The organism is Brenneria sp. hezel4-2-4 (assembly GCF_013155275.1).
Classification (GTDB): Bacteria; Pseudomonadota; Gammaproteobacteria; order Enterobacterales; family Enterobacteriaceae; genus Brenneria.
Genome location: NZ_JABJXS010000007.1, coordinates 1 through 21,553, shown reverse-complemented (window position 1 = coordinate 21,553; position 21,553 = coordinate 1). Strand labels below are relative to the sequence as shown.

Below are 21,553 nucleotides of genomic sequence, written 5' to 3'. Positions count from 1 at the left end.
TAAGCGTATCGTTACTCCTGACTGATCTTGCCCAGCAACGGTGGACACAGCCTTAAGCGAGGTTTCTTTCCTCAAATTGCACCGGGCTTAGCCCGCCGTTGGCACTATGCCGTCGGTGCCAATTGTAGTCTATCTCGATATACTCGAATACCGCCGATTTCATCTCCTCCCGCGTGTTGAACCTCTCTCCGTGGATTAGCTCCACTTTCAGGCTGTGGAAGAAGCTTTCCGCACAGGCGTTATCAAAACAACAGCCCTTTGCGCTCATACTGCATATCAGTCCATTGTCTTTTATAACACCCTGATAATCATGGGAACAATACTGGCTACCTCTGTCAGAATGAACTATCACGCCTCGCGGCATCTTTCGCCGCCACAGCGCCATTTTCAGCGTATTGCACGCCAGTTCCGCCGTCATTCGTTCCGACATTGACCAACACACCACCCGACGCGAATACAGGTCGATAACCACCGCCAGGTACAGCCAGCCTTCCTCTGTCCACAGATAGGTGATATCCCCAACGTACTTCTGGTCCGGCCCCGTTGCACTGAAGTCCTGTTGCAACAGGTTCGGCGCCACCGGCAGGTTATGCCGGCTGTTTGTCGTGGCTTTGAACTTACGCGCCGCTCTGGCCCGTAATCCCTGACGTCACAGACTGGCTGCCACCGTTTTACGGTTCCAGCCATGGCCGGCTTCACGCAACGCCTGCGTCAAACGGGGCGCGCCATAGCGCTGTTTTGCCTGTATAAAAGCTTGCGCCACCCGCTCATCACACTGCTGGCGGCGCATCTGCCGCAGCGAGGAGGATTGCCGGCGCTTCAGCCACTGCGCGAGACACGCAACACCCGGGCCAGGCTTTTCACTGAGAACGCCGCCTGATGTTGGTGTATAAAAGCGTACTTCACTTCAGGCGTCTGGCGAAGTAGGTGGCCGCCTTTTGGAGGATGGCCAGTTCCTCATCCCGCTCGGCCAGTTGGCGCTTGAGGCGGGCGATTTCTGTTGCCTGTTGCTGCTCACGCTCAGAGGTGGAGCCCTGCTGACGTTGTTTACTGCGCCAGACGTAGAGTTGAGAGTCGTGCAGGCCGAGCTCCCGGGCAGCTTTGGCCACACCGATGCGCTCAGCCAGCGCCAGCGCCTGCTGGCGAAATTCCGGGGTATATTGATTACGGGATGTCTTCTTCACAGATTTTGCTTGCGTCATGGTTCACCTTGTTAACGATTTTACTCGCTTAACAGCGTGTCCACTATTCGTGGGTAGGATCAGACAGCTCAAAGTCCGACGTACTGGTCAGTGGGAAAAACAGTGTTGTGCTCCGATTGATTAACCGATACGGAGAAATTTATGAGAATGTTTTGGTTCGTCATTACCTGCGCCATCTATCAACCAAACACGCAAAATCAAGTGCTCGTCGCTCCATAACTCTCAGCTGTTTATAGTTAGGCAAAATTCTCTTCAACAAGACTGACACTGACGCCCCTAGCTGGCAGAACAAGCGACTGGTTTTTCATCACAAAATTGCCACTCAACAATGCTTTTCTATCTTCCCACGAATAGATCACTTCTATCGCCTTCGCTGAGGTAGTAAAACTGAAAAATACCGCCATACCCTGTACCATTGATACAGCACTGGGCAATCGGCAGGATGCTAAATTACTGATAGTTCACCACCCATTCGACTTTTTACTAGCGCCAAAATTTCCGTTTCGTCCTCCGGCGATAGAACCTGAAATGCTAAATAGCTTATATGGACACCTCCCCGATACAAGTACGGGCAGATCTTTTTCTGACAAAGTAGCCACACACATATATCCGGCTTCGTGAGCCCTGATGAACATCCGCACTCTCTGCCCTCATTAGTGCCATGGCTTGTTACAGCCCGGCTATTTGCCAGGTTTACAAAGAGTCGGTTCTACCTGTCAGCACATCAACTCTTGGGACTTATTAAAATCAGTTAGTTACTTGATCATGTACGCTGTCTTCTGGTTTATAAGCGCCCAGGCTATTCGGGCATTTTTGTTGGCAAGCGCCACTACAGCCTTATTCACGCCACTTCGGGCAATAACACCCTTCAGCCATCGCTGAAAACCACCACACCGTTCTTCCGGGAGGTTAATAATCCGGTAAACCACTGAGCGAGCGCCGTGGATAAGTAACCCACGCAGATAACCATCTCCACGTTTTGTTATCCCGGGTAGTCTGACCTTACCACCACTACTGTACTCTTTCGGAACCAGACCCAGATAGCTGGCAAAGTGCCGGCCATTCTGAAAATCTGTGCTGTCACCCAGCGCCACCGTCAGGGCTGAAGCGCCCAGTGGCCCGATACCGGGTATGCTTTCCAGCCGGAGAGTATCCTCATTTTGCTGACTGATACGCGCAAGACGCAGGTCCGGTTCTTTAATTCGCTGCTGACTGCCCTGAAGTTCCTGCAACATTTCGTGGAACAGTTGACGGCTGAGCGTGGTGAGCTCATTTCCCGCATCCTCCAGGTAATCTGGCAGGCACGCCATGATTTTATGGGCCCCTTCCGGTATGGCGATACCGTATTCCAGGCCCAGACCCCGTATCTGGTTAATCAGCGCGGTTTTGTTTTTCATCAGCCGCTGGCGAACCCTGTGCAGACACTGAATATCCTGCTGTTCAAGAGATTTCTCCGGCACATAGCGCATACTCGGGCGACTGTCAGCTTCTACAATTGCCGCTGCATCATTTTTATCGTTTTTACTGCCCATCCTGAAGGGAGCGACATACTGTGGACTGATTTGCCTGACGTCATGTCCGTATTGCCTGAACTGGCGAGACCAGTAATTCGCACTGCCGCACGCTTCCATTACAATACGGGACGGAGGCTGCTGAGCAATGAACGCCATCAGTTTTTCACGGTTGATCATTTTGTTCGCTTTCTTCCTGCTCTGCGCAGACACGATGTTCACCTGAAAAACTCGCGTTGCCAGATCAATTCCGATAATTTGTTCCATGGGACACCTCTTCATGTTGCTGTTGGTTTGCACTTACAGCATGGCTCACTGAGGCCTTTGTGGGGAGGTGTCCATTTCATTAGCGCCTAATATCGCTACATTTTTGCCAGCCCATGCCTGCCTCCCGGGAATGGGCTGACGGTTTCCATAAAATAACGAACTTTATTCAACAGTTGCCACATTGAACGGCACTGATGGTTGCGGGTGATTGTGTCGTGCAGTGCCTGCCACAGACGCTCAACATGGTTAACCCACGGCGAGTAAACCGGCTGGGAAATCACCCTGAACTTCGGATTCTGTTTCAGCCAGCGCTGCGTTTCCCGGCTTTTATGGATAATATAATTGTCCACAATGAGGGTGATCGTTTTTGCCCGCCGGTACGTTGTCTTCAAATGCTTTAACAGGCTGATAAATAAGACTGAACTTTTGCTGCTGCCTCCAGCATAGCTGACTTTACCTGTGCTGCTGTGTAACGCCCTGCCAGATAGTACTTTTCATTCTGACCGGGCGTCACTATGCGTTTCTGCTGGCCGCGTACCTGCCAGTCCGCGCCGATTTTGGGGTTGAGATGGATATCCACCTCATCTTCGTAAAACACCGGGTTTTCTGTGCTGCATTTCTCCAGCGCCTGATGAATTTCCGCCATTCTTTCTTTTTTGTGCGGGTCGCGGATGCACAGTGTGGGAGCAGCTTTTCGCCACACCAGTCCGATAGCGGGTAACCAGCGGCGGAGTGTCCCGGCATGCACCTGAAAACCCGGTTATCTCATTGATTTTTATTGCCATCAGTTCTGTGCTCCAGCGGGAACGCTGATAACCAAAATCGCCTGGCGTGTGTTTTACCAGTCGACGCAGCAACGCACAAATATGCTCATACGGCCACTGACGCCCGCGCCCCGCAGGTAAAGAGACGAGACCTTCAATACCCGACAGCGTAAACCAGTTAATCCAGCGTCCCACTGATGAGCGGGCACAGCAGAGCGTTCTGGCGACGTCGCTGACACGTTCGCCCCAATGTAACATCAACATGGCGGTCAGTCTGCGGGCATGGTTTTATCACGTGTTTTATGGATAGTTTTCTGCATCAGGCGCCGTTCGGTACGGGGTATTGGTGCAATGTTCGGCATCGCTCAGTCCGGTTGGTGATTTGTGATGTTTGGTGATTGATCAGATCGCATAATCCGGACGGAGTTCCCACAAATTGATCTACTATTCCGCGCAGCTATTTAGGCTCAGGCCAGCCAGTTCATCATCAGCGGTATAAAAATAGGCTAACGACACGTCCAGCACATCCGCTTGCCGTTGAATCGTCTCGGAGTCGGCCTCATGCACGCCCTTTTCATAGCGATTGATACGGGGACTGGCGACAAACTCATCGATCCCGGCCTCAATGCCGAGTTGTTTTTGCGATAGCCCTTCCCCTGGCGCGCCTGCTTAAGCCGCTGATAGAAAATAGCGTGGTAATTGGGTTTGCTCTTCATGGCTACGATAATCGTAGTTTTTTTGCTTGAACGTCATACTACGAATAATGTAGCATCAGGTGGTACATGTTCCTTTTACGACGAAAAGTTAGGGGATTTACATGAAAAACGACTGGCATCAGGCGGATATCATCGCCGCCTTACGCAAACAGAGTACGACCATGGCCGCGCTTTCTCGTTCTGCCGGATTGAGTTCATCGACGCTGGCAAATGTTCTGACACGTCCCTGGCCGAAAGGAGAATGGTTAATCGCCGAGAAGTTGGGCATTTACCCTGCCGAGATCTGGCCAAGTCGTTACTATGATTCTGAGGGAAGATTAATCGACCGTAAGATAAAAATCAGAGGGAAGCGGGCTAAGTAACACGAACGCATTACCTGATCCATTTATTTTCCAGCGAGGCAAGCAGCGCATTTTGTTGAGCTGCCGATAGTTCGGCAAATTTCAGGATCATCTTAGCCAGATTATCGTCGTCTGCATAGAAGTACGCCAGCGGGACTTGTAAAGCCAGCGCCAGATGGCCGGCTGTCACGATATTGGCTTCGTGTACGCCTTTTTCATACCGGTTGATACGCGTACTGGCAACGAACTCGTCAATCCCGGCGGCGATACCCAGCCCTTTCTGGGACAGCCCACGAAGCTGACGGGCATCCTTTAAACGTTTACTGAAAATATCACTGTGCGATCGATGAGCATTCATAACTACGATAATCGTAGTTATGAAGAATTACCGATACTACGATTATCGTAGCCGGGTGAATGATTTGACAATGTATTTGGCGCAGTAATCGATGTCACTCATGCCCGGGAACATCTGAGCCAGACTTCAGATGGCAAAATCTTCCAGTGTCTTGCCGTCCTTTTCAATGGCTTCACGGATGACGGCAGGGGTTCGGCCTTGCCCAGTCCATGTCCGCTCGTTGCCGTTTTCATCCGTGTATTGATATCTGGCGGGACGAGGCGTGCGTTTGGCTTTGGCTGGCCGGTTTTTTACATCGCCAAGCAATTCAGCAGGATCAATACCGTCTTCCAGCAATCTGGCGCGTAAAGCCTCTATTTTAGCCTGCCGTTCAGTCTGTTCCTGCTGATTTCGGGAGTCTTCCTCGCGGCGATCTTCAACAATGGCCGTCAGTTTCTCCAGCATCTCTTCCAGCGTTGCCAAATCGGTTTCGCGTGCCAAAGCGCGCAGGGAGCGTATGTTATTTAATACCTTAAGAGTTTCACTCATTTATCGTCATCCTGATGGTTATCAATCAGCGTTATCTTACAGGAGAGACAGGATTCTGAACTACTCGTTCAGCACAATAGAGTCTGATGCTCCAAACGCCTTCCCCAAGAATTTTCTTTTTTTCCGCTAATCAGTTGATTGCGGAAACCGTTTAACCGCTCTGGCACGCTGCAAGCCTCCCCTCAATTGTCTCTGGAGGCCAGAATGACTTTTCTTTCGCGACTGTGTTTATCCGCCATGCTGCTGGCCGGTCCGGTTTATGCCGCACCGACGACGGAACAGGCCAGTCTTGCCCTGATGCTAACGCAACTCAATCATATCGAGTCCACCCTGCAATGTGCGCAGACACAAGCCGCCCAGGCCCCGGCTGAACGCTTCTTTTTCGATTACACGCAGGCCTACGCGGATATCGGAACTATCCGTACCGGTATTGAGCACTATCTGATGCCGGCCCGGGCGCAGCCTCGCCACATCATCCCACTTTCAGGCCGTTACCGGCTTGAGGATGCCGCGCAATGACGTCTGAACAAATCACCGCGTTTCAGGCGGGAAGTTCCGCACAGCCCGCCGAGGTCAACGTGGTGGTGCTGGGATTATTGTGCGCCGCGCTCTTCGTGTGGGCCGCCTGGGTGCTGCTGCGCTCTTGGCAGGCTTATTCCGGCAACGCGCTGACGCTACGCCAGTTCGGCGGGATCGCCGCCCGCACCACGCTATTGCTTCTGGTCTGCTTCTGGCTGGTTCTCAGCTAATACCCCGTCTTCTTTAATGCCGTTCATCCGGAGAGTGCCATGTCTACAAAACACCTGATCCGTCGTTTTTATTTCGCCGTCTTGCTGTCCGCCTGTTCATTTTCCACCTATGCCGATTTACCCACGATGGAAGATCCCTCTCGCGGCAAGGGCAGCGGCATCATGGATACGCTTAAAAATTACGGCTACGACATCGTGATCCTGCTGTCGCTGGGCGTCTGCGCCGTAGGTTTTCTGGTCGTCGCCAACAGTTGCATCGCCACCTATTCGGAGATCCAAAACGGTAAAAAACAGTGGAAGGATCTGGGCGCCATGGCGGGCGTCGGCGCCATCCTGCTGGTCGTGACCATCTGGCTGCTGACGCAGGCCAGCGAGGTGCTGTGATGACATTGACGATCGATTTTCTGCCGGACCGCCTCAATCGCGAACCGGTCGTGTTTCGCGGGATGACGGCTTCCGAGCTTTTTATCTCGCTGGCTGCCGGCTTCCTGTCGGGACTAACCGGCGGAATACCACCCGCGCTGTTACTCGGCGTCTGGGCGCTGATCCCCACCGGCGGACTGGCAGGCGCCGCGCTCGCCATTCTGGTCGGCGGACGCTATCTGGCGCGCCTGAAACGGGGGCGACCGGATACCTGGCTATACCGCTCGGCGGACGCCTGGCTGGCCCGTCAGGGTTTCGGCGATCCCCGTCTGGTGCAAAGCAATGCGGTCTGGTCTACCCGCAGGAGCGTGAAATCATGAGCCAGTTCAAACACGCGCTGGCCGCCCGCGATGCGCATATTATCACCCTGCGTCTGGCGCTGGGCCTGCTGCTGGTGATTATCGCCGCACTCTGGTACGGCTGGCAAAGCGCGCCACGACACCTGACCATTCATAATCCGCCCGATCTGCGCGCCGGCAGCACCCGTCCGTGGTGGGAGGTACCGCCGGGCAATGTCTACGCCTTCGCATTTTACATCTTTCAGCAAATTAACCGCTGGCCCGTTGATGGCGATCGGGATTATCCGCGCAATCTTTCCGCACTGAGCGCCTATCTGACGCCCGCCTGCCGGGCGCAACTGGAGCAAGACTACCGTCAGCGCCGGGACGCCGGAGAATTGCGCGACCGGGTGCGCGGCGTTTATGAAATCCCCGGACGCGGCTTTAACCACAAACGCGTGGAGGTGCTGGATCGCGATCGCTGGACGGTCACGCTCGATCTTACCGTGGATGAATATTATCGCGCGGAGCCCGTCAAGCGTGCGCTGGCACGCTACCCGTTAAGCGTCGTGCGCTATGACGTGGACGCTGAAAAAAATCCCTGGGGACTCGCACTCGACTGTTTTGCCCGCCCCCCGCAAAAACTGGAAGCGACGAGCGCAACGGAGGAAAAATGAAAAAGGTCATCCTGCCTCTCCTGCTTTTGTTCTGCCCTTTCTTCGCTACCGCAACAGAGCTGGTGCAATGGCAACGCATCCCTCTGCCGGTTGAACTGCATGTCGGCCATGAACGCGTGCTGCTTATCAACAAAAACGTCCGCGTCGGCTACCCCGCCGAGCTCGGCGACAAACTACGGATCCAGAGCAGCGGCGGAACGGTCTACCTGCGGGCCAGTAAACCGTTTACCGATACCCGTCTTCAGCTCCATGACGTGGAGAGCGGCGAGCTGATTTTACTGGATGTGCGCGCCGCTGACGGCGATGCGCTGGAGCCGCTGGAACTGCGTTACGACGAAGCGGTTTACCGTAACGATATCCCCGACAGGCCGGATACCGAGGCCCCGGCCGATAGCGTCGCGGAAACGCCTTTCCCCGTGCCGGTCGCGCTCACCCGTTATGCGGCGCAAATGCTCTATGCGCCGTTGCGCACCGTCGAGCCGGTAGTAGGAATTCGCCAGGCTCCCGCGCGTCTGCCCGCTACCGTCACCACGTTGCTGCCGACTGAGCCGGTAACCGCCACGCCCCTGGCGGCCTGGCAACTCGACGGCTACGCGGTCACGGCCATCAGGCTGCAAAACCGCAGTCCGGGCCGTATTCACCTCGATCCACGCGCGTTACAGGGCGCCTTTGTCGCCGCCACGTTTCAGCACGACTGGATCGGCGCACAGGGTACGCCGCAAGACACCACCGTGGCGTACCTGGTCACAGACGGCGGCGCGGATCGCGCCATACTGCCGGAGCCGCCCGCTGTCGAAAAAGGGAACAAGGAGGCAAAACGATGAAATTACAGGCCAACAACCTGTTGAAACTGCTTCTCCCCTGCCTGCTGCTGGGCGCAGGATTTATCGGACTGAAATCCTGCCAGCCCGCCGGCAGCGAAAAAAGCGAGCAGGACGAACATGCCGCGGCCGATTTAAGCGGCGACGAGCTCACCGCGCTGGGCATCGACGGCGATACGCCCCGGGATACCGTCGCCACGCTGGTCGGCCAGATGAAACAGTACCGTCAGGAAATGGCGGAAATGCGTGAGAACAGCGCCGCGCTGGTTCAGGAGAACCGGCGGCTACGTGAACGCGACCAGAATGTGGAAAGCCGCATCAATAACGCCATCAGCCGGGAGCGCGAGACGTTCAGTTCAGCGCTACAAAAGCAGCAGAGTACCCTGCTGGACAGCGTTCAGGAGAAACTCAGCCAGCTGACGCAGAAGCCCGCCGCCGCGGACGATATTCCTCTCGGACTGGGGCTGGAAAATCAGGGGGTTCCCGCTGGCGCCCTGCGCTGGATAGAGCCTGCCGATGCCATGCCCGTGGACAAACGCGGTCAACCCGCCGTTTCCGGCGTGCAGTTCCCGATGCCGTTCGGCTTAGCCGGAGATAGCGCGAACGGTCGGCAGAAGGAGGCTCAGGGTGAGGACACGTCAGGCAAACGTGCAGCTAAAGAGGTTGTGCCGATTTACACGCTGCCAGAAAACAGCACCCTGACGGGTTCGGTCGCCATGACCGCGCTGCTGGGGCGGATCCCGATTAACGGCACGGTCAGCGATCCGTATCCCTTCAAGGTATTGATCGGCCGCGATAACCTGACCGCCAACGGCATCGAACTGCCCGACGTCGAAGGCGCTATCGTTTCCGGTACGGCATCCGGCGACTGGACGCTCTCCTGTGTGCGCGGTACGCTTCACAGCATCACCTTCGTCTTTCGCGACGGCACCGTGCGTACCGTTCCGCAGGCCGCCGGTCAATCAGGCCGTGGCGGCAACAGTTCACAAAACAGCGGCAGCGGGATCGGCTGGCTGTCCGATCCACACGGCCTGCCCTGTATTCCCGGTGAGCGTAAATCCAACGCCGCAGAGTATCTGTCGTCGCAATTTTTACTGTCGGGATCGTCCGCAGCCGCCAGCGCGTTCGCCAACGGACAGACCACCTCCACCGTGGAAGACGGTTCGATCACCTCCGCCGTCACCGGCAACAGCGGACAGTATGTCCTGGGGCAGGCGCTGGGCGGCGGCCTGAAAGAATCCGCCGACTGGTTCAAACAGCGCTACGGTCAGATGTTCGATGCCGTTTACGTCCAACCCGGCCACCCGGTCGCCTTACATATCACGCAACAACTCGCCATTGATTACGAAAAACAGGGCCGCAAAGTGAAATACGCGCCGGCCACCGGCAATAAAGGAGGACTGGACTGATGAAACGCCACTTTCTTTCTCTTCTGCTGCTGACGCTGGCAGCTACAGGATGCAGCACCTCGCAGGAAACCCTGCTGCCGGTGGATGAAAACACCACCATGCTGAGCCTGTGGGGACGTCAAACCGGCGACAACCGCACGCTGTATGACCAGCGCAGCCTGCTGCGCCGCCCGCTGGAACAGCCCCTGACGCAAGAGCAGCAGTCCTATACCCGCACCGCCGGAAACGAAATCCGGGCGCAGTTCCGACGCCTGCCCAACCCCGATATGTTGATGTATGTCTACCCACACCTGACGGACGGCGAACCCACGCCGGTGCCGGGCTATTCCACCGTATTTCCTTTCTACACGCGGGTGCAGTACGCCATGCCCGGCGAACGCACGGAGGCGCTGTAATTATGCAGACCGCACAGCCTCGTACCGGGAAACTCACGCAACAGGCGGCGAACGCCGCGTATCAGAAAGGCCCCTCCTTTGTCGATTTGCTGCCGTGGGTAGAATACCAGCACGACAGCCAGACGTTACTGCTTGACGACGGCCGCTCGGTGGGCGCTGTTTACAATATCACCCCTGTCGGCACCGAAGGCCGCTCGCAGCAGCATTTATCCGAGATCCGGGATATCGTCAAAGACGCGCTTCAGGATACCTTTGAGGAGTTGGATAGCTGTCCGTGGGTAGTGCAGTTTTTCTGTCAGAACGAGGACGATTTCAGCGGCTATCTGCAACAGCTACGCGACTATGTGACGCCGGCAGCGCAAGGGTCGGCATTCAGCGAAGCCTGGCTGAGCGAAATGGAAAAGCACCTGAACGGCATCACTCGCACCGGCGGTCTGTTTTTTGACGATGTGGTGACTCGCACGCCGTGGCGGGGGCAAATTCGCCGCACCCGGCTGGTGATTTACCGCTATTCGCCGGCCAGAACGCAGCCCAGCGACCTGTCGCCGGAGCTGGCGCTGAATAATGCTGGCGACAGGCTGGTATCCGCGCTGGCGGGCGCCGGACTTCACGCACGACGTCAGACCGGCGCCGACGTTCAGCGCTGGCTGACGCGCTGGTTTAATCCTGCCCCGCCGTGCGACGACCGCCAGGCATTTTACGGCATGGCCCCGGAACAAGATCCCCTCGACGAAGCAACGCCGCCGGTCATGACTGATTTTGCCGAGTCACTGCTGTTCAGCGAACCTGTTTCCGACGCGCGTCAAGGGATTTGGTGCTTTGACCGGCTGCCTCACAAGATTGTGACGGTTGATCGTTTACGCAAACCACCGCGTATCGGCCATCTGACCGGGGAAAACCGCAAGGGCGACGGCATCAATGCCCTGTTCGACCTGTTGCCAGAATCCGCCATCATGGCGCTGACGATGGTGGTTTATCCGCAGGACCGGCTGGAAGCGCACCTGAACCGCCTGGCAGACCGCGCCATCGGTGAAAATGTCGATTCGGAATACACAAAGAAAGACTGCCGGGACGTCAGACAATGGCTGAAAGCAGGCCATAAAATGTATCGCAGTACGCTGGCATTCTATCTGTCGGGCCCGGACGTTGCGGCACTGAACCGGCAAAGCCGGGAACTGAACAGCGTATTGCTCAACGCCGGACTGGTGCCGGTACAGGACGGTGATGAAGTGGCGCCGTTAAGCAGCTACCTGCGCTGGCTGCCGATGTGTTTCGATCCGGGCCGCGACAAGCGTCATCTGCATACCCGGTTTAATTTCGTGCAGCATATCGCCAATCTGCTGCCGGTCTTCGGACGCGAAACCGGCACCGGGCATCCCGGCATCAGCTATTTCAACCGGGGCGGCGCGCCGTTCGACTTTGATCCCCTGAATCCGGCCGATCGAGCCAAAAACGCGCATCTGTTGCTGCTGGGGCCGACCGGGGCGGGGAAATCGGCCACCCTGAATGGCAAAATCGCCCAGTTGATGGCGCTGCACCGCCCCCGCCTGTTTATCGTCGAGGCGGGAAACAGTTTTGGGTTGATCGCTGACTATGCGAAACGGCACGGACTGACGGTCAACAAAATTAGCCTCAGACCCGGCAGCGGGCTCACCCTGCCGGTCTTCGCCGACGCATGGCGGCTGGCGGAGCAGGATATCAGCGCCGACCTGCCGGATAGCGACGAGGAGGAAAAACAGGACGATGACGACCAGCGCGATATCCTGGGTGAGATGGAGATCACCGCCAGACTGATGATTACCGGTGGCGAAGCGCGGGAAGACGCGCGTCTCACTCGCCCTGACCGCGCCATGATCCGCCAGGCGATCATCAATGCCGCCACGACGTGCCACCGGGTCGGGCGTCAGACGCTGACGCAGGATGTGCGCGATGCGCTGTTCGACCTCTCCCGCGACGCCACGCTGCCGGAACCCCGCCGCAACCGGGCCTATGAAATGGCGGAATCCATGAACATGTTCTGCTCCGGCTTCGAGGGTGAGTTGTTTAACCGGGAAGGACAGCCCTGGCCCGATGCCGATATCACTCTGGTCGATCTGGCCACGTTCGCCCGCGAAGGCTACGAGGCCCAGCTTGCCATCGCCTATATTTCATTGATTAATCACATCAACAATATCGGTGAACGCGATCAGCACCTGTCCCGCGCTATCGTCAATATTACCGATGAAAGCCATATCATCACCGTCAACCCGCTGCTGGCGCGCTTTCTAACCAAAGGCTCAAAAATGTGGCGTAAACTCGGTATCTGGCTGTGGCTGGCGACGCAAAACCTGGCTGACTTTCCGGATGACGCGAAAAAGCTGCTGAACATGATTGAATGGTGGGAACTGCTGGTTATGCCGCCCGAGGAAGTAGAACAACTTGAGCGCTTCAAAATCCTGACCGAAGAACAGCGCCTGTTGCTGTTGTCCGCGCAGAAAGCCCCCGGTAAATACACCGAAGGCGTAGTGTTAGCCAGCAAAGTGGAAGCGCTGTTTCGGGTGGTCCCGCCCAGCCTGTTTCTGGCATTGGGGATGACGGAAAAACACGAAAAAGCGCAACGGGCTCAACTGATGCGGGAGCAAGGGATCAGCGAACTGGACGCCGCTATTCTGGTGGCCCAAATACTGGATGAAAAGCGGGGGCTGATGACAATATAATGAGCGGGATTAGAAGTTTGCTGAGTTACTTCCCTGTACGCGGTACACCTCTTTTCCCCCTAAAGGAGGCATATTCCATGGCATTAACCAATGCCGTCGTCCGGCAGGCCAGCACCACCGGCAAAATCTAGACCCTGAACGGATACCGACGGTCTGTCATTGTTCGTGGCTGGTAAAGGCGCGAAGAAGTTGTTGGCGATGCTCACGCGGAGAACATCCCCACTCTTTTTTAAACGCCCGACCAAACGCGCTATCGCTATTGTACCCGGCGGACTGCGAGATCTGAGTGATTGAATCGCGGGAATTTCTGAGGCGCTCTCCTGCAAGCAACATTCGCCATTGGGAGAGATATTTCATCGGCGTGATGCCGACCTTGCGCTTAAAATGTTCGGTAAAAACGGTCCGGGACATACCAACCCGCTTTGCCAATTCCTGCAAAGTCCAGGGGAAAGCTGGCTCTTGGTGCATATAAGTAATCGCGGCTTTGAGCTGCGGATCGGAAAGGGCAAACATCCAGCCAACGTGTTCATTCCCTTTCTGCTGAAGGAATACCCTTAGCGCCTGAACCAGCATGATTTGTACCAGTTGCTGCGCGATCAAATCACCACCCGGTTGGGGCACGCGCATCTCTTCTCGCAGACATTCCATGGCATTACGCATAACCTTTTGCCCGATACCTTCGGTGACCGGTATCAGTGGGGGCAGGGAATGCAGCAGGATATCGGCATGGGCGCTGCTGAAGGTAAAACGTCCACCAAGAATAAACGCCCCATCCCGGGGCGCTTGCATTGTTAGCGCTGAGCCCGTCTCCTTGTCCGGCGGGATAAAAGGCTGCGGTAGACTGTCGGGAGCGGTCGCCAGACAAAAGGGGGCGCCGGAAGGCAGAAACACACAGTCGCCCGATTTTAGAAAGATTGCCTCCTGGCTCCCGGTGACAGCGACCCAGCAGTTTCCGTCGATAACAACGTAGCATTTGATGCCCTGGTGTCGCCTGAATTCAAGCCCGGTTCCCGCAGTTAGGGGAAAACCGCCGGAGATATAAGCCTCCAGTTTGAGCAATGACAGAACTTCTGAAAGAGGATCCATAAAATACCGTACGATCTGCATAGAATAACGAATTTATAGCAGAGACCGTACCGATCATCCTCTTTTACACTGACACTTAAGGGTGAAATAGTTAATCTGAACTGCTTACCGGGGGAAATTATGAATATATTTTTAACGGGAGCCACCGGTTTTATTGGACTCGCGATCACCACAGAACTTATTCGGGCTGGCCATCGGGTAACGGGCCTGGCTCGTTCGGATAAAGGCGAACAACTTCTTGCTCGTGTCGGAGCAGAAACTCATCGGGGAGCGCTGGAAAATATTCAAAGTCTGGTTGACGGGGCACAAAAGGCCGATGCGGTGATTCATTGTGCTTATGACAACACTTTTAGCCATCCGGAAGAGATGGTGAAAAAAGAAACCCAGGCCATCAAAGCGCTGGGAAGAGGGCTACAGGGCTCTACACGCCCCTTGATCATTACTTCTGTTGCAGCCATGGGCTGTGCCGCGCCGGGTCAACTGGCTACCGAAGATTTTTATGATCCCGCGACGCGGAATCCGCGTAAGTCAACCGAACTGGCCGGGGCCCGCGTAGCAGACAATGGAGTCAACGTTTCGATTGTCCGGCTCCCGCAGGTCCATAATGAGTGTAAACAAGGGTTCGTCACTTCACTTATCTCGCTTGCCAGAGAGAAAGGGGTATCCGCTTATGTGGGTGAGGGTACCAATCAGTGGGCCGCCGCTCATCTTCTTGATGTGGCTACGCTTTACAGGCTTGTGGTGGAACAACCGCAATCCGGGCTGCGTTACCATGCGGTAGCAGAAGAAGGCATTCCTCTTCGTGATATCGCGGAAGCGATTAGCGTGGGCCTGGATGTCCCGCTGGCCAGCCTCTCCTCGGAAGCCGCTAACGCCCATTTTGGCTGGCTGGCGATGTTTGCACAGATGGATATGCGGGCATCAAGTGCGCTGACCCGGAAACGCCTAGACTGGCACCCAGCCCATCCGGAATTGCTTCAGGATATCGAGCGATACTTTTCGCTTTAACCTGCCAAATCGCCTACTGTAGCAAAAAGGCCGCTAAAGGAAACTTAAGCGGATTTTCTGTGCAGCTAATCTGACTATCCACTTAGCTTGGCATTTTTGCACTGATAATCATACTTGTGTCGCTGCCAGGCTGTGTCCCATAACTATTTTTTGTACAAAACGGAGCATGGTTCAACCACAAAAAGTCCTTTAATTTGGCTCGTTACGATTTTCCTGATGATGCATGGTTTCTAATTTCCCCCATGCTGCCTCCTGAGAGAGGCTCTTCCAGAGGTGGGCGACCTTACCTTGCACACAGACATGTTATGAATGGCATATTTTGGGTTCTGTGTTCTGGCGCAGAAAACTCAATATCCGGTTGTACGAAAAACGCAATGTAGTGGAACGCTGCTTTGCAACATTAAAAGAAAATCGTCGGATCGCTATACGTTCAGAAAAAACAGCAAGAAACTATCTGAGCATGCTCAAACTGGGGACGATCCAGTTATTTTTGAGGAGGCTGTTGAGCTAAGGGATACAGCCTAACTCATATCCTATCCGCGCAACAGGAGAAAAGTCGGGGGGAGCCATAACCCCAGGCTCCCTCTCAATATTTTGGAATAAGGCCTAACAGTTAAATGTGGTGCGAGTTATGTTCGTAACTAATTAATCTGGCGAAAGATGCCGATCGCCGTGGCTGTTTTTACCCCTCCCTCTGGCGTTCATCACGGATCCTGAGCTATCTGACTATCGCGTCGCTGTATCCAGGCATCACGCACCAGCACATATTCGTCCTCCGCCTGCTTGCGGGCTTCGTCCATGGGGAACGCGCGCGCGCGCCCATCCACCAGTTTCATGACTTGCAGCGTGTATACCACTCCGCTGTTTTCCACGTAGCCGATGGGAGACAGAGGTTGGTCGCCGACCATGCTCACGGTGTCGCGGACGGTACGAGGGCCGAGTAAAGGCATCACGAGATAACGGGAATCGCGCCAGCCCCATGTGGCAAGCGTTTGCCCAAAGTCCTCACTGGATTGCCTGGATAAGCCGATGTGGGACGCCGGATCGAACAGGCCGCCGATCCCGATGGTCGAGTTGACAACAAAGCGCCCCAATGATTGGGCGCCCTGGCCCGGCCTGCCTTGCAAGGTGTGATTGACCGCCGTTGTCGGTTCGCTCAGGTTCTTGAAGAACCGCGTCACACTTGATTGCACCGACTCTGGCGTGATCTTCTCATAGGTGATCGCTAGGGGACGGGTCACGTATCTGTCGATGCCATTGTTGACACTGTGCATCCGACGGTTGAATCCCTCCCACGGATCCCGCGTGGAGCCTTTCGGGCCGGGCGGAATAGTGTCGTTAGCCGACATAAGGGGGGGCATCGTCCGGGCGACTGGCGCATCTCCCGCAGACCGAGATGCGGCTGGTGCCGCAGCCGTCTCAGTTCTAGCGGAACCCGCTATCCCCATTGCGCGGGTGGCTTTCAAGTCGGGGGTTGAAGACTCATCGGCCCGACCAACGACAATCGGCGTAGGGGAACTTGAAGCGACGGCTTTCTGCTGCACGTTATCGCCGGCGCAAGCGCTGGTAACCAGCACAACCAGGGTAAGCAGGATGAAGCGGCATGCATTCATAAGTGTATTCCTTTCCTGTTGTGAAGAAGGCGTTGGTCAAGCCGGAATTATCATCAAGCAGTCTGGCCGCCTGACGCGCCCCCATTCAGCAACGTGGCCCGGCTATGCAGCAGGGAGCGGGAAAACACATCTGCTTGCCATGTTCTTCCCGCAACAGGCGGTGCTGTAGGGGGTGAGAAACCTTATACCATAATGAACGATCGGTCAGTAGAACTTTTTCAGCAAGTTTCATCAACTTCAGTTGCTGATTTTTTGTGATGAGAGGAAACATAGGTTGCCCCGGGCTGGGGAGCTATTCATTGATGGTTTAAAACGCCCGGTATGCGAGAGCGGTCAATAAAAGAGAGCGTTGGACGCCCCCGTGCTTTACACTCTGACGAACCAGGGCTGCGCCCATAGCTTGTTGGCCACGAGGCGGCTAGCCAATACCCGTTTAGTCGCATTTCTCGCCGTCAGTGATGCAGTGGTCTGCGATAAATGGCGCGCGACGTTGCATTCGTTTCAATGTTGACAGCCTTGAACGACGCCAAAGCGAGGGAAATGCTTTCCTCCTGGCCCCGTTAATTTCGTCGGATATGTTTAGGTGCTTCGCACAGATCTTGCGATCCGGCGCTTACATGACACGGCAGCATGAAGAAAAAAAATCCATCAGCCTCCTTGGCCGAGGTTGCTCCCAAAAAGAAAAGAACACGTTTGCCCCTTGAGGTTCGGCGCCAGCAGATCCTCGAAGCGGCGCTGATTGAGTTCAGTGCATTGGGCTTTACCGCCGCCAGCATTGCCAGGATCGCTCGCCGGGCTGGCATATCCAAAGCCAACGTCTATGTTCATTTCGCCAACAAGGACGATATATTCGAGACGCTCCTTGAGCAATTGATGAGCCGCTCGGAAAGCAACTGGAGCTTGTTGCGGGATGTGGAGAACGCTGACGAGCTGGTCGAGCGCCTTGTCGATTTTGCCTACGGCGGGTTAACCGACGACACAATTGCGATTGCCCGACTTCTCATCACCGAAGGGCATCGAGTGCCGCACCTGCTCGCAAAATGGGATGCGGGGAATATGCAGGGGCGCAGGGAGCGTCAAGCGCTTATTGATGGGTTCGTGGCGGCCGGAGTCGTAAAGTCCAGTCCATTGACCGAGAATTTCAACCTTGTGATGGCCCCCGTTGTCTATTCGGCCGTGGCTCAGATGGTAATGGGTAAGGAGAAGGCACAGAGCGAACTGCAAGCAATCAAAGAAACGCATCGCAAACTGTTGACTTTATTATTACGCCCTGGCGAATAGTTACTCTCCGCGTTGTCTCCTTCCCCGGTTTGTGCAGCTCGCTAGGGGCGGGCTGCCTGCTCCTTTCGCACTCGGAGTGGCCATACGATCTCTTTGTCTCTGGCCCCGAGTCTGTCGCCAATAGATGTGTTGATATTGTCGCTTCGGGTATTTACTGTCCGATCATTCGGTAGTAGATTAGATTGATAATGAACGATCGGTCATTAGTAATCTATCGTTATACAGTCAATATCGTCCTCGAGCATCAGACTCTGGGGCTGACCGTATCGACCACAAACCCATGGCGCACGACACAAATCTTAAGCCGGAATAGTCGTTGCTGCGGGGTTGTCATAAAGCATAAAGAAAGGTGTCGGCATTGAACCGCCACTTTTTCTTAGCAAGAGCAACGTAGTCAATGTTTGCTTTACTTAAGGAGCCACTATGGCGTCTCTAACGATTTTTCGTCTTGTCTGTATCATGGCAATCACCGCTGCTTCATTCCACGCGCAGGCTGAAATCTTCGCTTCATCCGCATCCTCCGCCTCAAGTGCCGGCTCGGCATCCAGTGGGAGCGTATCGGATTCGTTAAGTGGATCGAGCGACAGCTCAAAGGATGATGAAAAGACGGCGGGCGGCAACTACCGCATCATTGATGTCGCTGACGCGCCTGACCGCACCGGATTTCGCCGTGTCACCATGCAAGGCAATAATGCTCAGCGGCATCTCGTGCTAGATCTGCCCCAGGCGGTTCTCGACACGCAAGACCTGGAGGCCGGCGACATCGTACTTGCGCAGCAGAGGGTCTATGGTCTCGAATTCGCTCGTGGCGATACGCAGGAAGCTTTTTACCTGGTACTTGCTGACAACTGGCATGACGATCTCGCCGCGCGCGCCGTTACCCAGTGATGAGGAAGCGCTGCCAGGTAGCTTGGATTCTAACCGTGCTCATGCTCGCCACCGGGTGCGCGAAACGTCCTGTCACATCGTCTCCCCAGACTTCAGTGGGGTCAGACTTTTGTGATCGCACACAGCAGTTTTCCGCGGTTCAGCAGGATCGCTTGCTGCGATTCGCTGCGGTCGTGAACGAAGAACTCGCCGCAACCGACGGGGATACGGTATTGATTAGTCGCTCCGGTCTTGACCTGTCACGCTTTAATATCCGCTATTCACATGCTGCTGTGGCGCTGCGTGGCGAGGATGGTCGCTGGACCGCTCGCCAGCTCTATTACGCCTGCGATGAAGGACGCCCACGAATCTATGATCAAGGGCTGGCTGGGTTCGTTATGGGAACCGAAAATGCATCTCTCGGTTATATCTCGATCATCAAGATCCCTCCGGTAGCCGCACGGAAGTTGCGTTCAGCGGCACTCGACAAGCGGCTGGCCTTACGGTTGCTGGCTGCGAACTACAGCGCCAACGCCTATGCCTTTGGCCTAGACTATCAGAATTGTAACCAATGGGTCATGGAGTTGCTTGCTGTGGCGTGGGGAAACCTTGCCGATGGTGCGGACTTACGCGGGCGAGCGCAAGATTGGCTTCGTAAGGCACCCTATACGCCTGACCCCATTGAGATCCCCTCGCGTTGGATGATGTTGGCATCGACTTTTGTGCCATTGGTACATCTGGACGATCACCCCAAGGAGGATCGTGAGGCCATGCGCCTGAAAATCAGTTTACCGCAAACTGTCGAAACCTTCATTCAGGAGAAAATTCCAGGCAGCGAACGCCTGGAGGTTTGCCTCGATGGCCAGCAAGTCGTCGTGAGCCACGGATGGTCTCCTATTGCGGCAGAATGTCAGCCGGGCGCAGGGGATCGTGTCGTCGCCTTGGTCGATTGACGGAAAACGGCGGACACCACATCAAACGGATAAACGTTATTGCTGGACTCAGTCGCGGTTTCACCATGACGCTTGATATCAATTCGTTTCTCTGGATATACGCTTGCGGTGGATAATATCCGGGAAATGTCGGCATGATATTTAACGCCTAAATAACTCATATGGACACAGACCCAATGCAAGCGTGGGCGTTCCTTTTCTCTGACAATGTAGTCACAAACCTATATTCGGCGTCAACGAGCCCTGATGAACATCCGTATTCTCTGGCCTCATTATCGCAATGGTCTGTTATAACCAGATTATTTGTCAGGTTCACAGAGAGTCGGTTCTACCTGTCATCACATCAGCTCTTTGACTTTACTTAAAAATTTATATCACGTCTGTACATAAATAGTTTGCTGATTGACCACTGCCCAGGCCATTCGGGCATTCTTGTTTGCCTGAGCGACAACGGTTTTGTTCACGCAACTTCGGGCTATTATCCCCCTGAGCCAGTGTTGCAGGCCGTTACAACGTTCATCGGGAAGGTTACCGATTCGGTACACCACTGAGCGAGCGCCATAGATAAGAAGACCACGCAGGTAAGCATCACCCTGTTTTGTTATGCCCAACAATTTAACTTTTCCACCACGGCTGTACTCCTTCGGGACCAGTCCCAAATAGCTGGCAAAATGCCGGCCGTTTTAAAAATCGGAACGGTCCCCCGGTGCAATCGTCAGTGCGAATGCGCTCAAGACACCAATGCCCGGTAAACTTTGTAAGCGGGTTGTATCCTCATTCAGTGACCCGATATGCTCAGGGCGTTTATCGAGTTCTTTTAATCACCGCTGATATTACCTGAGCTCCTGCAACAACTCATGAAATAACTGCCGGCTCATTGCCGTCAGTTCATTTTCTGCGTCTTCCCGATAATCGGGCAGGCATGATGCCACTTTGTGTGGCTCTTCCGGTATGGCGATACCGTATTCCAGCCCTGACCCTCGTATTTGATTGATGAGAGCAGTTCTGTTTTTCATCAGACGCTGGCGACCCCGGAGCAGGCATTACATATCCTGCTGCTCCAGACTTTTTCCCGGTACATAGCGCATCCCTGGACGGCTATCAGCTTCAACGATGGCAATGGCATCATTCTTATCGTTTTTATTCCCCATTCTGAACGAGACAACATACCGGGGGCTGATTTGTTTAACATCATGTCCGTATTTTCTGAACTGACGAGCCCGGTAATTTGCACTACCGCAGGCTTCCATGACTATCCCTGACGGTGGTTGTTGAACAATGAAAGCCATCAGTTTTTCACTGGGTTACCATTTTGTTGGCTTTTATCTGTCCTTGCAAAGTGGCAATGTGTAATTGAAAAACTCGCTTTGCCAGATCAATTCCGATAATTTTTTCCATTGGACACCTCTTCCATTTTGCTGTTGGCACACACTGACAGCATGACTCATTGAAGCCGATTGTGGGGAGGTGTCCATTTCATTATCGCACATTGTGATCTCTTCCCATTAAACAGGACCAGGCTAAACTGGAGTTTTCTGCCCTTCTTTTCCTTAAAAAAGAGGCAATCCGGCCATGAAAAAGATCCGCTGTACTGAAGAGCAAATTGCTTT

23 protein-coding genes and 3 pseudogenes are annotated in these 21,553 nt (G+C 54.8%); 15 read left to right on the top strand and 11 right to left on the bottom strand.

The genetic code is table 11. The features are described 5' to 3' along the window. Positions 1 to 52: 52 nt before the first annotated feature. From HOY33_RS14220 to HOY33_RS14200, 5 genes and pseudogenes are all read right to left on the bottom strand, one after another. Positions 53 to 1,202, bottom strand: a pseudogene (locus HOY33_RS14220) (IS3 family transposase). A 236-nt stretch (positions 1,203 to 1,438) separates the two neighbouring features. After that, positions 1,439 to 1,606: a hypothetical protein gene (locus HOY33_RS14215; RefSeq protein WP_172290870.1), complete on the bottom strand. Its 168-nt coding sequence runs from the start codon at positions 1,604 to 1,606 to the stop codon at positions 1,439 to 1,441. Positions 1,607 to 1,957: 351 nt separating this feature from the next. Beyond that, a complete protein-coding gene (locus HOY33_RS14210; RefSeq protein WP_150435047.1) occupies positions 1,958 to 2,980 on the bottom strand; it encodes an IS110 family transposase in 1,023 nt (340 codons plus the stop codon). Positions 2,981 to 3,075: 95 nt separating this feature from the next. Further along, positions 3,076 to 4,106 (bottom strand): annotated as a pseudogene (locus HOY33_RS14205) (IS630 family transposase). 82 nt (positions 4,107 to 4,188) lie between these two features. Next, positions 4,189 to 4,460, bottom strand: a pseudogene (locus HOY33_RS14200) (helix-turn-helix domain-containing protein). A gap of 101 nt (positions 4,461 to 4,561) precedes the next feature. On the opposite strand from HOY33_RS14200, the gene HOY33_RS14195 reads away from it, so the two are divergent. Continuing rightward, positions 4,562 to 4,822, top strand: a complete 261-nt coding sequence (locus HOY33_RS14195) for a helix-turn-helix transcriptional regulator (RefSeq protein ID WP_172290869.1) — start codon at positions 4,562 to 4,564, stop codon at positions 4,820 to 4,822. A 10-nt stretch (positions 4,823 to 4,832) separates the two neighbouring features. Here the strand turns inward: HOY33_RS14195 and HOY33_RS14190 are convergent, their stop codons facing one another. Further along, on the bottom strand, positions 4,833 to 5,159 hold the full coding sequence (locus tag HOY33_RS14190; RefSeq protein ID WP_172290868.1) for a helix-turn-helix domain-containing protein: 327 nt from the start codon (positions 5,157 to 5,159) through the stop codon (positions 4,833 to 4,835). 126 nt (positions 5,160 to 5,285) lie between these two features. Continuing rightward, complete coding sequence (locus tag HOY33_RS14185) at positions 5,286 to 5,687, bottom strand: H-NS family nucleoid-associated regulatory protein (protein WP_172290867.1); 402 nt, start codon at positions 5,685 to 5,687, stop codon at positions 5,286 to 5,288. A gap of 204 nt (positions 5,688 to 5,891) precedes the next feature. Here HOY33_RS14185 and HOY33_RS14180 point away from each other — a divergent pair, with 204 nt between their 5' ends. The 9 genes from HOY33_RS14180 to HOY33_RS14140 all read left to right on the top strand — a co-directional run bounded on the left by HOY33_RS14180 (position 5,892) and on the right by HOY33_RS14140 (position 13,135). Further along, positions 5,892 to 6,206 (top strand): RAQPRD family integrative conjugative element protein, encoded by a 315-nt coding sequence (locus tag HOY33_RS14180; protein WP_172290866.1) that lies wholly within the window; start codon positions 5,892 to 5,894, stop codon positions 6,204 to 6,206. After that, positions 6,203 to 6,436 carry a TIGR03758 family integrating conjugative element protein gene (locus HOY33_RS14175; RefSeq protein WP_172290865.1) on the top strand — a complete coding sequence of 78 codons (234 nt, stop codon included), beginning with the start codon at positions 6,203 to 6,205 and terminating at the stop codon, positions 6,434 to 6,436. The genes HOY33_RS14180 and HOY33_RS14175 overlap by 4 nt, the downstream gene beginning before the upstream one ends. A gap of 126 nt (positions 6,437 to 6,562) precedes the next feature. Beyond that, positions 6,563 to 6,820 carry a TIGR03745 family integrating conjugative element membrane protein gene (locus HOY33_RS14170; protein WP_233356446.1) on the top strand — a complete coding sequence of 86 codons (258 nt, stop codon included), beginning with the start codon at positions 6,563 to 6,565 and terminating at the stop codon, positions 6,818 to 6,820. Beyond that, a complete protein-coding gene (locus HOY33_RS14165; RefSeq protein WP_150437847.1) occupies positions 6,820 to 7,179 on the top strand; it encodes a TIGR03750 family conjugal transfer protein in 360 nt (119 codons plus the stop codon). The genes HOY33_RS14170 and HOY33_RS14165 overlap by 1 nt, the downstream gene beginning before the upstream one ends. After that, the gene (locus HOY33_RS14160; RefSeq protein ID WP_112092717.1) at positions 7,176 to 7,814 is read left to right on the top strand and encodes a PFL_4703 family integrating conjugative element protein; all 639 of its coding nucleotides are present in this window, start codon (positions 7,176 to 7,178) and stop codon (positions 7,812 to 7,814) included. Before HOY33_RS14165 ends, HOY33_RS14160 begins: the two co-directional genes overlap by 4 nt. Then, positions 7,811 to 8,638 (top strand): TIGR03749 family integrating conjugative element protein, encoded by an 828-nt coding sequence (locus HOY33_RS14155; protein WP_172290864.1) that lies wholly within the window; start codon positions 7,811 to 7,813, stop codon positions 8,636 to 8,638. Before HOY33_RS14160 ends, HOY33_RS14155 begins: the two co-directional genes overlap by 4 nt. Beyond that, positions 8,635 to 10,044, top strand: a complete 1,410-nt coding sequence (locus HOY33_RS14150; RefSeq protein WP_112092719.1) for a TIGR03752 family integrating conjugative element protein — start codon at positions 8,635 to 8,637, stop codon at positions 10,042 to 10,044. Before HOY33_RS14155 ends, HOY33_RS14150 begins: the two co-directional genes overlap by 4 nt. Continuing rightward, positions 10,044 to 10,439, top strand: a complete 396-nt coding sequence (locus HOY33_RS14145; protein WP_112092720.1) for a TIGR03751 family conjugal transfer lipoprotein — start codon at positions 10,044 to 10,046, stop codon at positions 10,437 to 10,439. Before HOY33_RS14150 ends, HOY33_RS14145 begins: the two co-directional genes overlap by 1 nt. Before the next feature lie 2 nt (positions 10,440 to 10,441). After that, positions 10,442 to 13,135 (top strand): conjugative transfer ATPase, encoded by a 2,694-nt coding sequence (locus tag HOY33_RS14140; protein ID WP_112092721.1) that lies wholly within the window; start codon positions 10,442 to 10,444, stop codon positions 13,133 to 13,135. 156 nt (positions 13,136 to 13,291) lie between these two features. Here the strand turns inward: HOY33_RS14140 and HOY33_RS14135 are convergent, their stop codons facing one another. Continuing rightward, positions 13,292 to 14,221: an AraC family transcriptional regulator gene (locus HOY33_RS14135; protein ID WP_172290863.1), complete on the bottom strand. Its 930-nt coding sequence runs from the start codon at positions 14,219 to 14,221 to the stop codon at positions 13,292 to 13,294. 120 nt (positions 14,222 to 14,341) lie between these two features. On the opposite strand from HOY33_RS14135, the gene HOY33_RS14130 reads away from it, so the two are divergent. Continuing rightward, a complete protein-coding gene (locus HOY33_RS14130; RefSeq protein ID WP_112092723.1) occupies positions 14,342 to 15,229 on the top strand; it encodes an SDR family oxidoreductase in 888 nt (295 codons plus the stop codon). 242 nt (positions 15,230 to 15,471) lie between these two features. Continuing rightward, positions 15,472 to 15,609, top strand: coding sequence for a hypothetical protein (locus tag HOY33_RS20645; protein WP_370541768.1), 138 nt, complete (start codon positions 15,472 to 15,474; stop codon positions 15,607 to 15,609). A 324-nt stretch (positions 15,610 to 15,933) separates the two neighbouring features. Here HOY33_RS20645 and HOY33_RS14120 read toward each other — a convergent pair whose 3' ends face one another. Further along, complete coding sequence (locus HOY33_RS14120) at positions 15,934 to 16,578, bottom strand: VacJ family lipoprotein (protein WP_172290862.1); 645 nt, start codon at positions 16,576 to 16,578, stop codon at positions 15,934 to 15,936. Between the two features lie 894 nt (positions 16,579 to 17,472). On the opposite strand from HOY33_RS14120, the gene HOY33_RS14115 reads away from it, so the two are divergent. From HOY33_RS14115 to HOY33_RS14105, 3 genes are all read left to right on the top strand, one after another. Then, complete coding sequence (locus HOY33_RS14115; protein WP_112092783.1) at positions 17,473 to 18,123, top strand: TetR/AcrR family transcriptional regulator; 651 nt, start codon at positions 17,473 to 17,475, stop codon at positions 18,121 to 18,123. Between the two features lie 423 nt (positions 18,124 to 18,546). Next, complete coding sequence (locus HOY33_RS14110; RefSeq protein WP_112092784.1) at positions 18,547 to 19,011, top strand: hypothetical protein; 465 nt, start codon at positions 18,547 to 18,549, stop codon at positions 19,009 to 19,011. Positions 19,012 to 19,184: 173 nt separating this feature from the next. Further along, a complete protein-coding gene (locus HOY33_RS14105) occupies positions 19,185 to 19,943 on the top strand; it encodes a DUF2145 domain-containing protein (RefSeq protein WP_199378693.1) in 759 nt (252 codons plus the stop codon). 374 nt (positions 19,944 to 20,317) lie between these two features. Here the strand turns inward: HOY33_RS14105 and HOY33_RS20640 are convergent, their stop codons facing one another. Continuing rightward, the gene (locus HOY33_RS20640; protein WP_223881710.1) at positions 20,318 to 20,602 is read right to left on the bottom strand and encodes a transposase; all 285 of its coding nucleotides are present in this window, start codon (positions 20,600 to 20,602) and stop codon (positions 20,318 to 20,320) included. Between the two features lie 384 nt (positions 20,603 to 20,986). Next, the gene (locus HOY33_RS20635) at positions 20,987 to 21,232 is read right to left on the bottom strand and encodes a hypothetical protein (protein WP_223881708.1); all 246 of its coding nucleotides are present in this window, start codon (positions 21,230 to 21,232) and stop codon (positions 20,987 to 20,989) included. Positions 21,233 to 21,553 lie beyond the last annotated feature (321 nt).

Coding starts and splice junctions, on each gene's coding strand:
- HOY33_RS14180 (WP_172290866.1), top strand. CDS start 5,892: ATGACTTTTCTTTCGCGACTGTGTTTATCCGCCATGCTGCTGGCCGGT.
- HOY33_RS14115 (WP_112092783.1), top strand. CDS start 17,473: ATGAAGAAAAAAAATCCATCAGCCTCCTTGGCCGAGGTTGCTCCCAAA.
- HOY33_RS14210 (WP_150435047.1), bottom strand. CDS start 2,980: ATGGAACAAATTATCGGAATTGATCTGGCAACGCGAGTTTTTCAGGTG.
- HOY33_RS14150 (WP_112092719.1), top strand. CDS start 8,635: ATGAAATTACAGGCCAACAACCTGTTGAAACTGCTTCTCCCCTGCCTG.
- HOY33_RS14145 (WP_112092720.1), top strand. CDS start 10,044: ATGAAACGCCACTTTCTTTCTCTTCTGCTGCTGACGCTGGCAGCTACA.
- HOY33_RS14120 (WP_172290862.1), bottom strand. CDS start 16,578: ATGTCGGCTAACGACACTATTCCGCCCGGCCCGAAAGGCTCCACGCGG.
- HOY33_RS20635 (WP_223881708.1), bottom strand. CDS start 21,232: ATGGCTTTCATTGTTCAACAACCACCGTCAGGGATAGTCATGGAAGCC.
- HOY33_RS14140 (WP_112092721.1), top strand. CDS start 10,442: ATGCAGACCGCACAGCCTCGTACCGGGAAACTCACGCAACAGGCGGCG.
- HOY33_RS14195 (WP_172290869.1), top strand. CDS start 4,562: ATGAAAAACGACTGGCATCAGGCGGATATCATCGCCGCCTTACGCAAA.
- HOY33_RS14165 (WP_150437847.1), top strand. CDS start 6,820: ATGACATTGACGATCGATTTTCTGCCGGACCGCCTCAATCGCGAACCG.
- HOY33_RS14110 (WP_112092784.1), top strand. CDS start 18,547: ATGGCGTCTCTAACGATTTTTCGTCTTGTCTGTATCATGGCAATCACC.
- HOY33_RS14175 (WP_172290865.1), top strand. CDS start 6,203: ATGACGTCTGAACAAATCACCGCGTTTCAGGCGGGAAGTTCCGCACAG.
- HOY33_RS14215 (WP_172290870.1), bottom strand. CDS start 1,606: ATGGCGGTATTTTTCAGTTTTACTACCTCAGCGAAGGCGATAGAAGTG.
- HOY33_RS14160 (WP_112092717.1), top strand. CDS start 7,176: ATGAGCCAGTTCAAACACGCGCTGGCCGCCCGCGATGCGCATATTATC.
- HOY33_RS14170 (WP_233356446.1), top strand. CDS start 6,563: ATGGAAGATCCCTCTCGCGGCAAGGGCAGCGGCATCATGGATACGCTT.
- HOY33_RS14190 (WP_172290868.1), bottom strand. CDS start 5,159: ATGAATGCTCATCGATCGCACAGTGATATTTTCAGTAAACGTTTAAAG.
- HOY33_RS14135 (WP_172290863.1), bottom strand. CDS start 14,221: ATGGATCCTCTTTCAGAAGTTCTGTCATTGCTCAAACTGGAGGCTTAT.
- HOY33_RS20645 (WP_370541768.1), top strand. CDS start 15,472: ATGCTGCCTCCTGAGAGAGGCTCTTCCAGAGGTGGGCGACCTTACCTT.
- HOY33_RS14185 (WP_172290867.1), bottom strand. CDS start 5,687: ATGAGTGAAACTCTTAAGGTATTAAATAACATACGCTCCCTGCGCGCT.
- HOY33_RS14130 (WP_112092723.1), top strand. CDS start 14,342: ATGAATATATTTTTAACGGGAGCCACCGGTTTTATTGGACTCGCGATC.
- HOY33_RS14155 (WP_172290864.1), top strand. CDS start 7,811: ATGAAAAAGGTCATCCTGCCTCTCCTGCTTTTGTTCTGCCCTTTCTTC.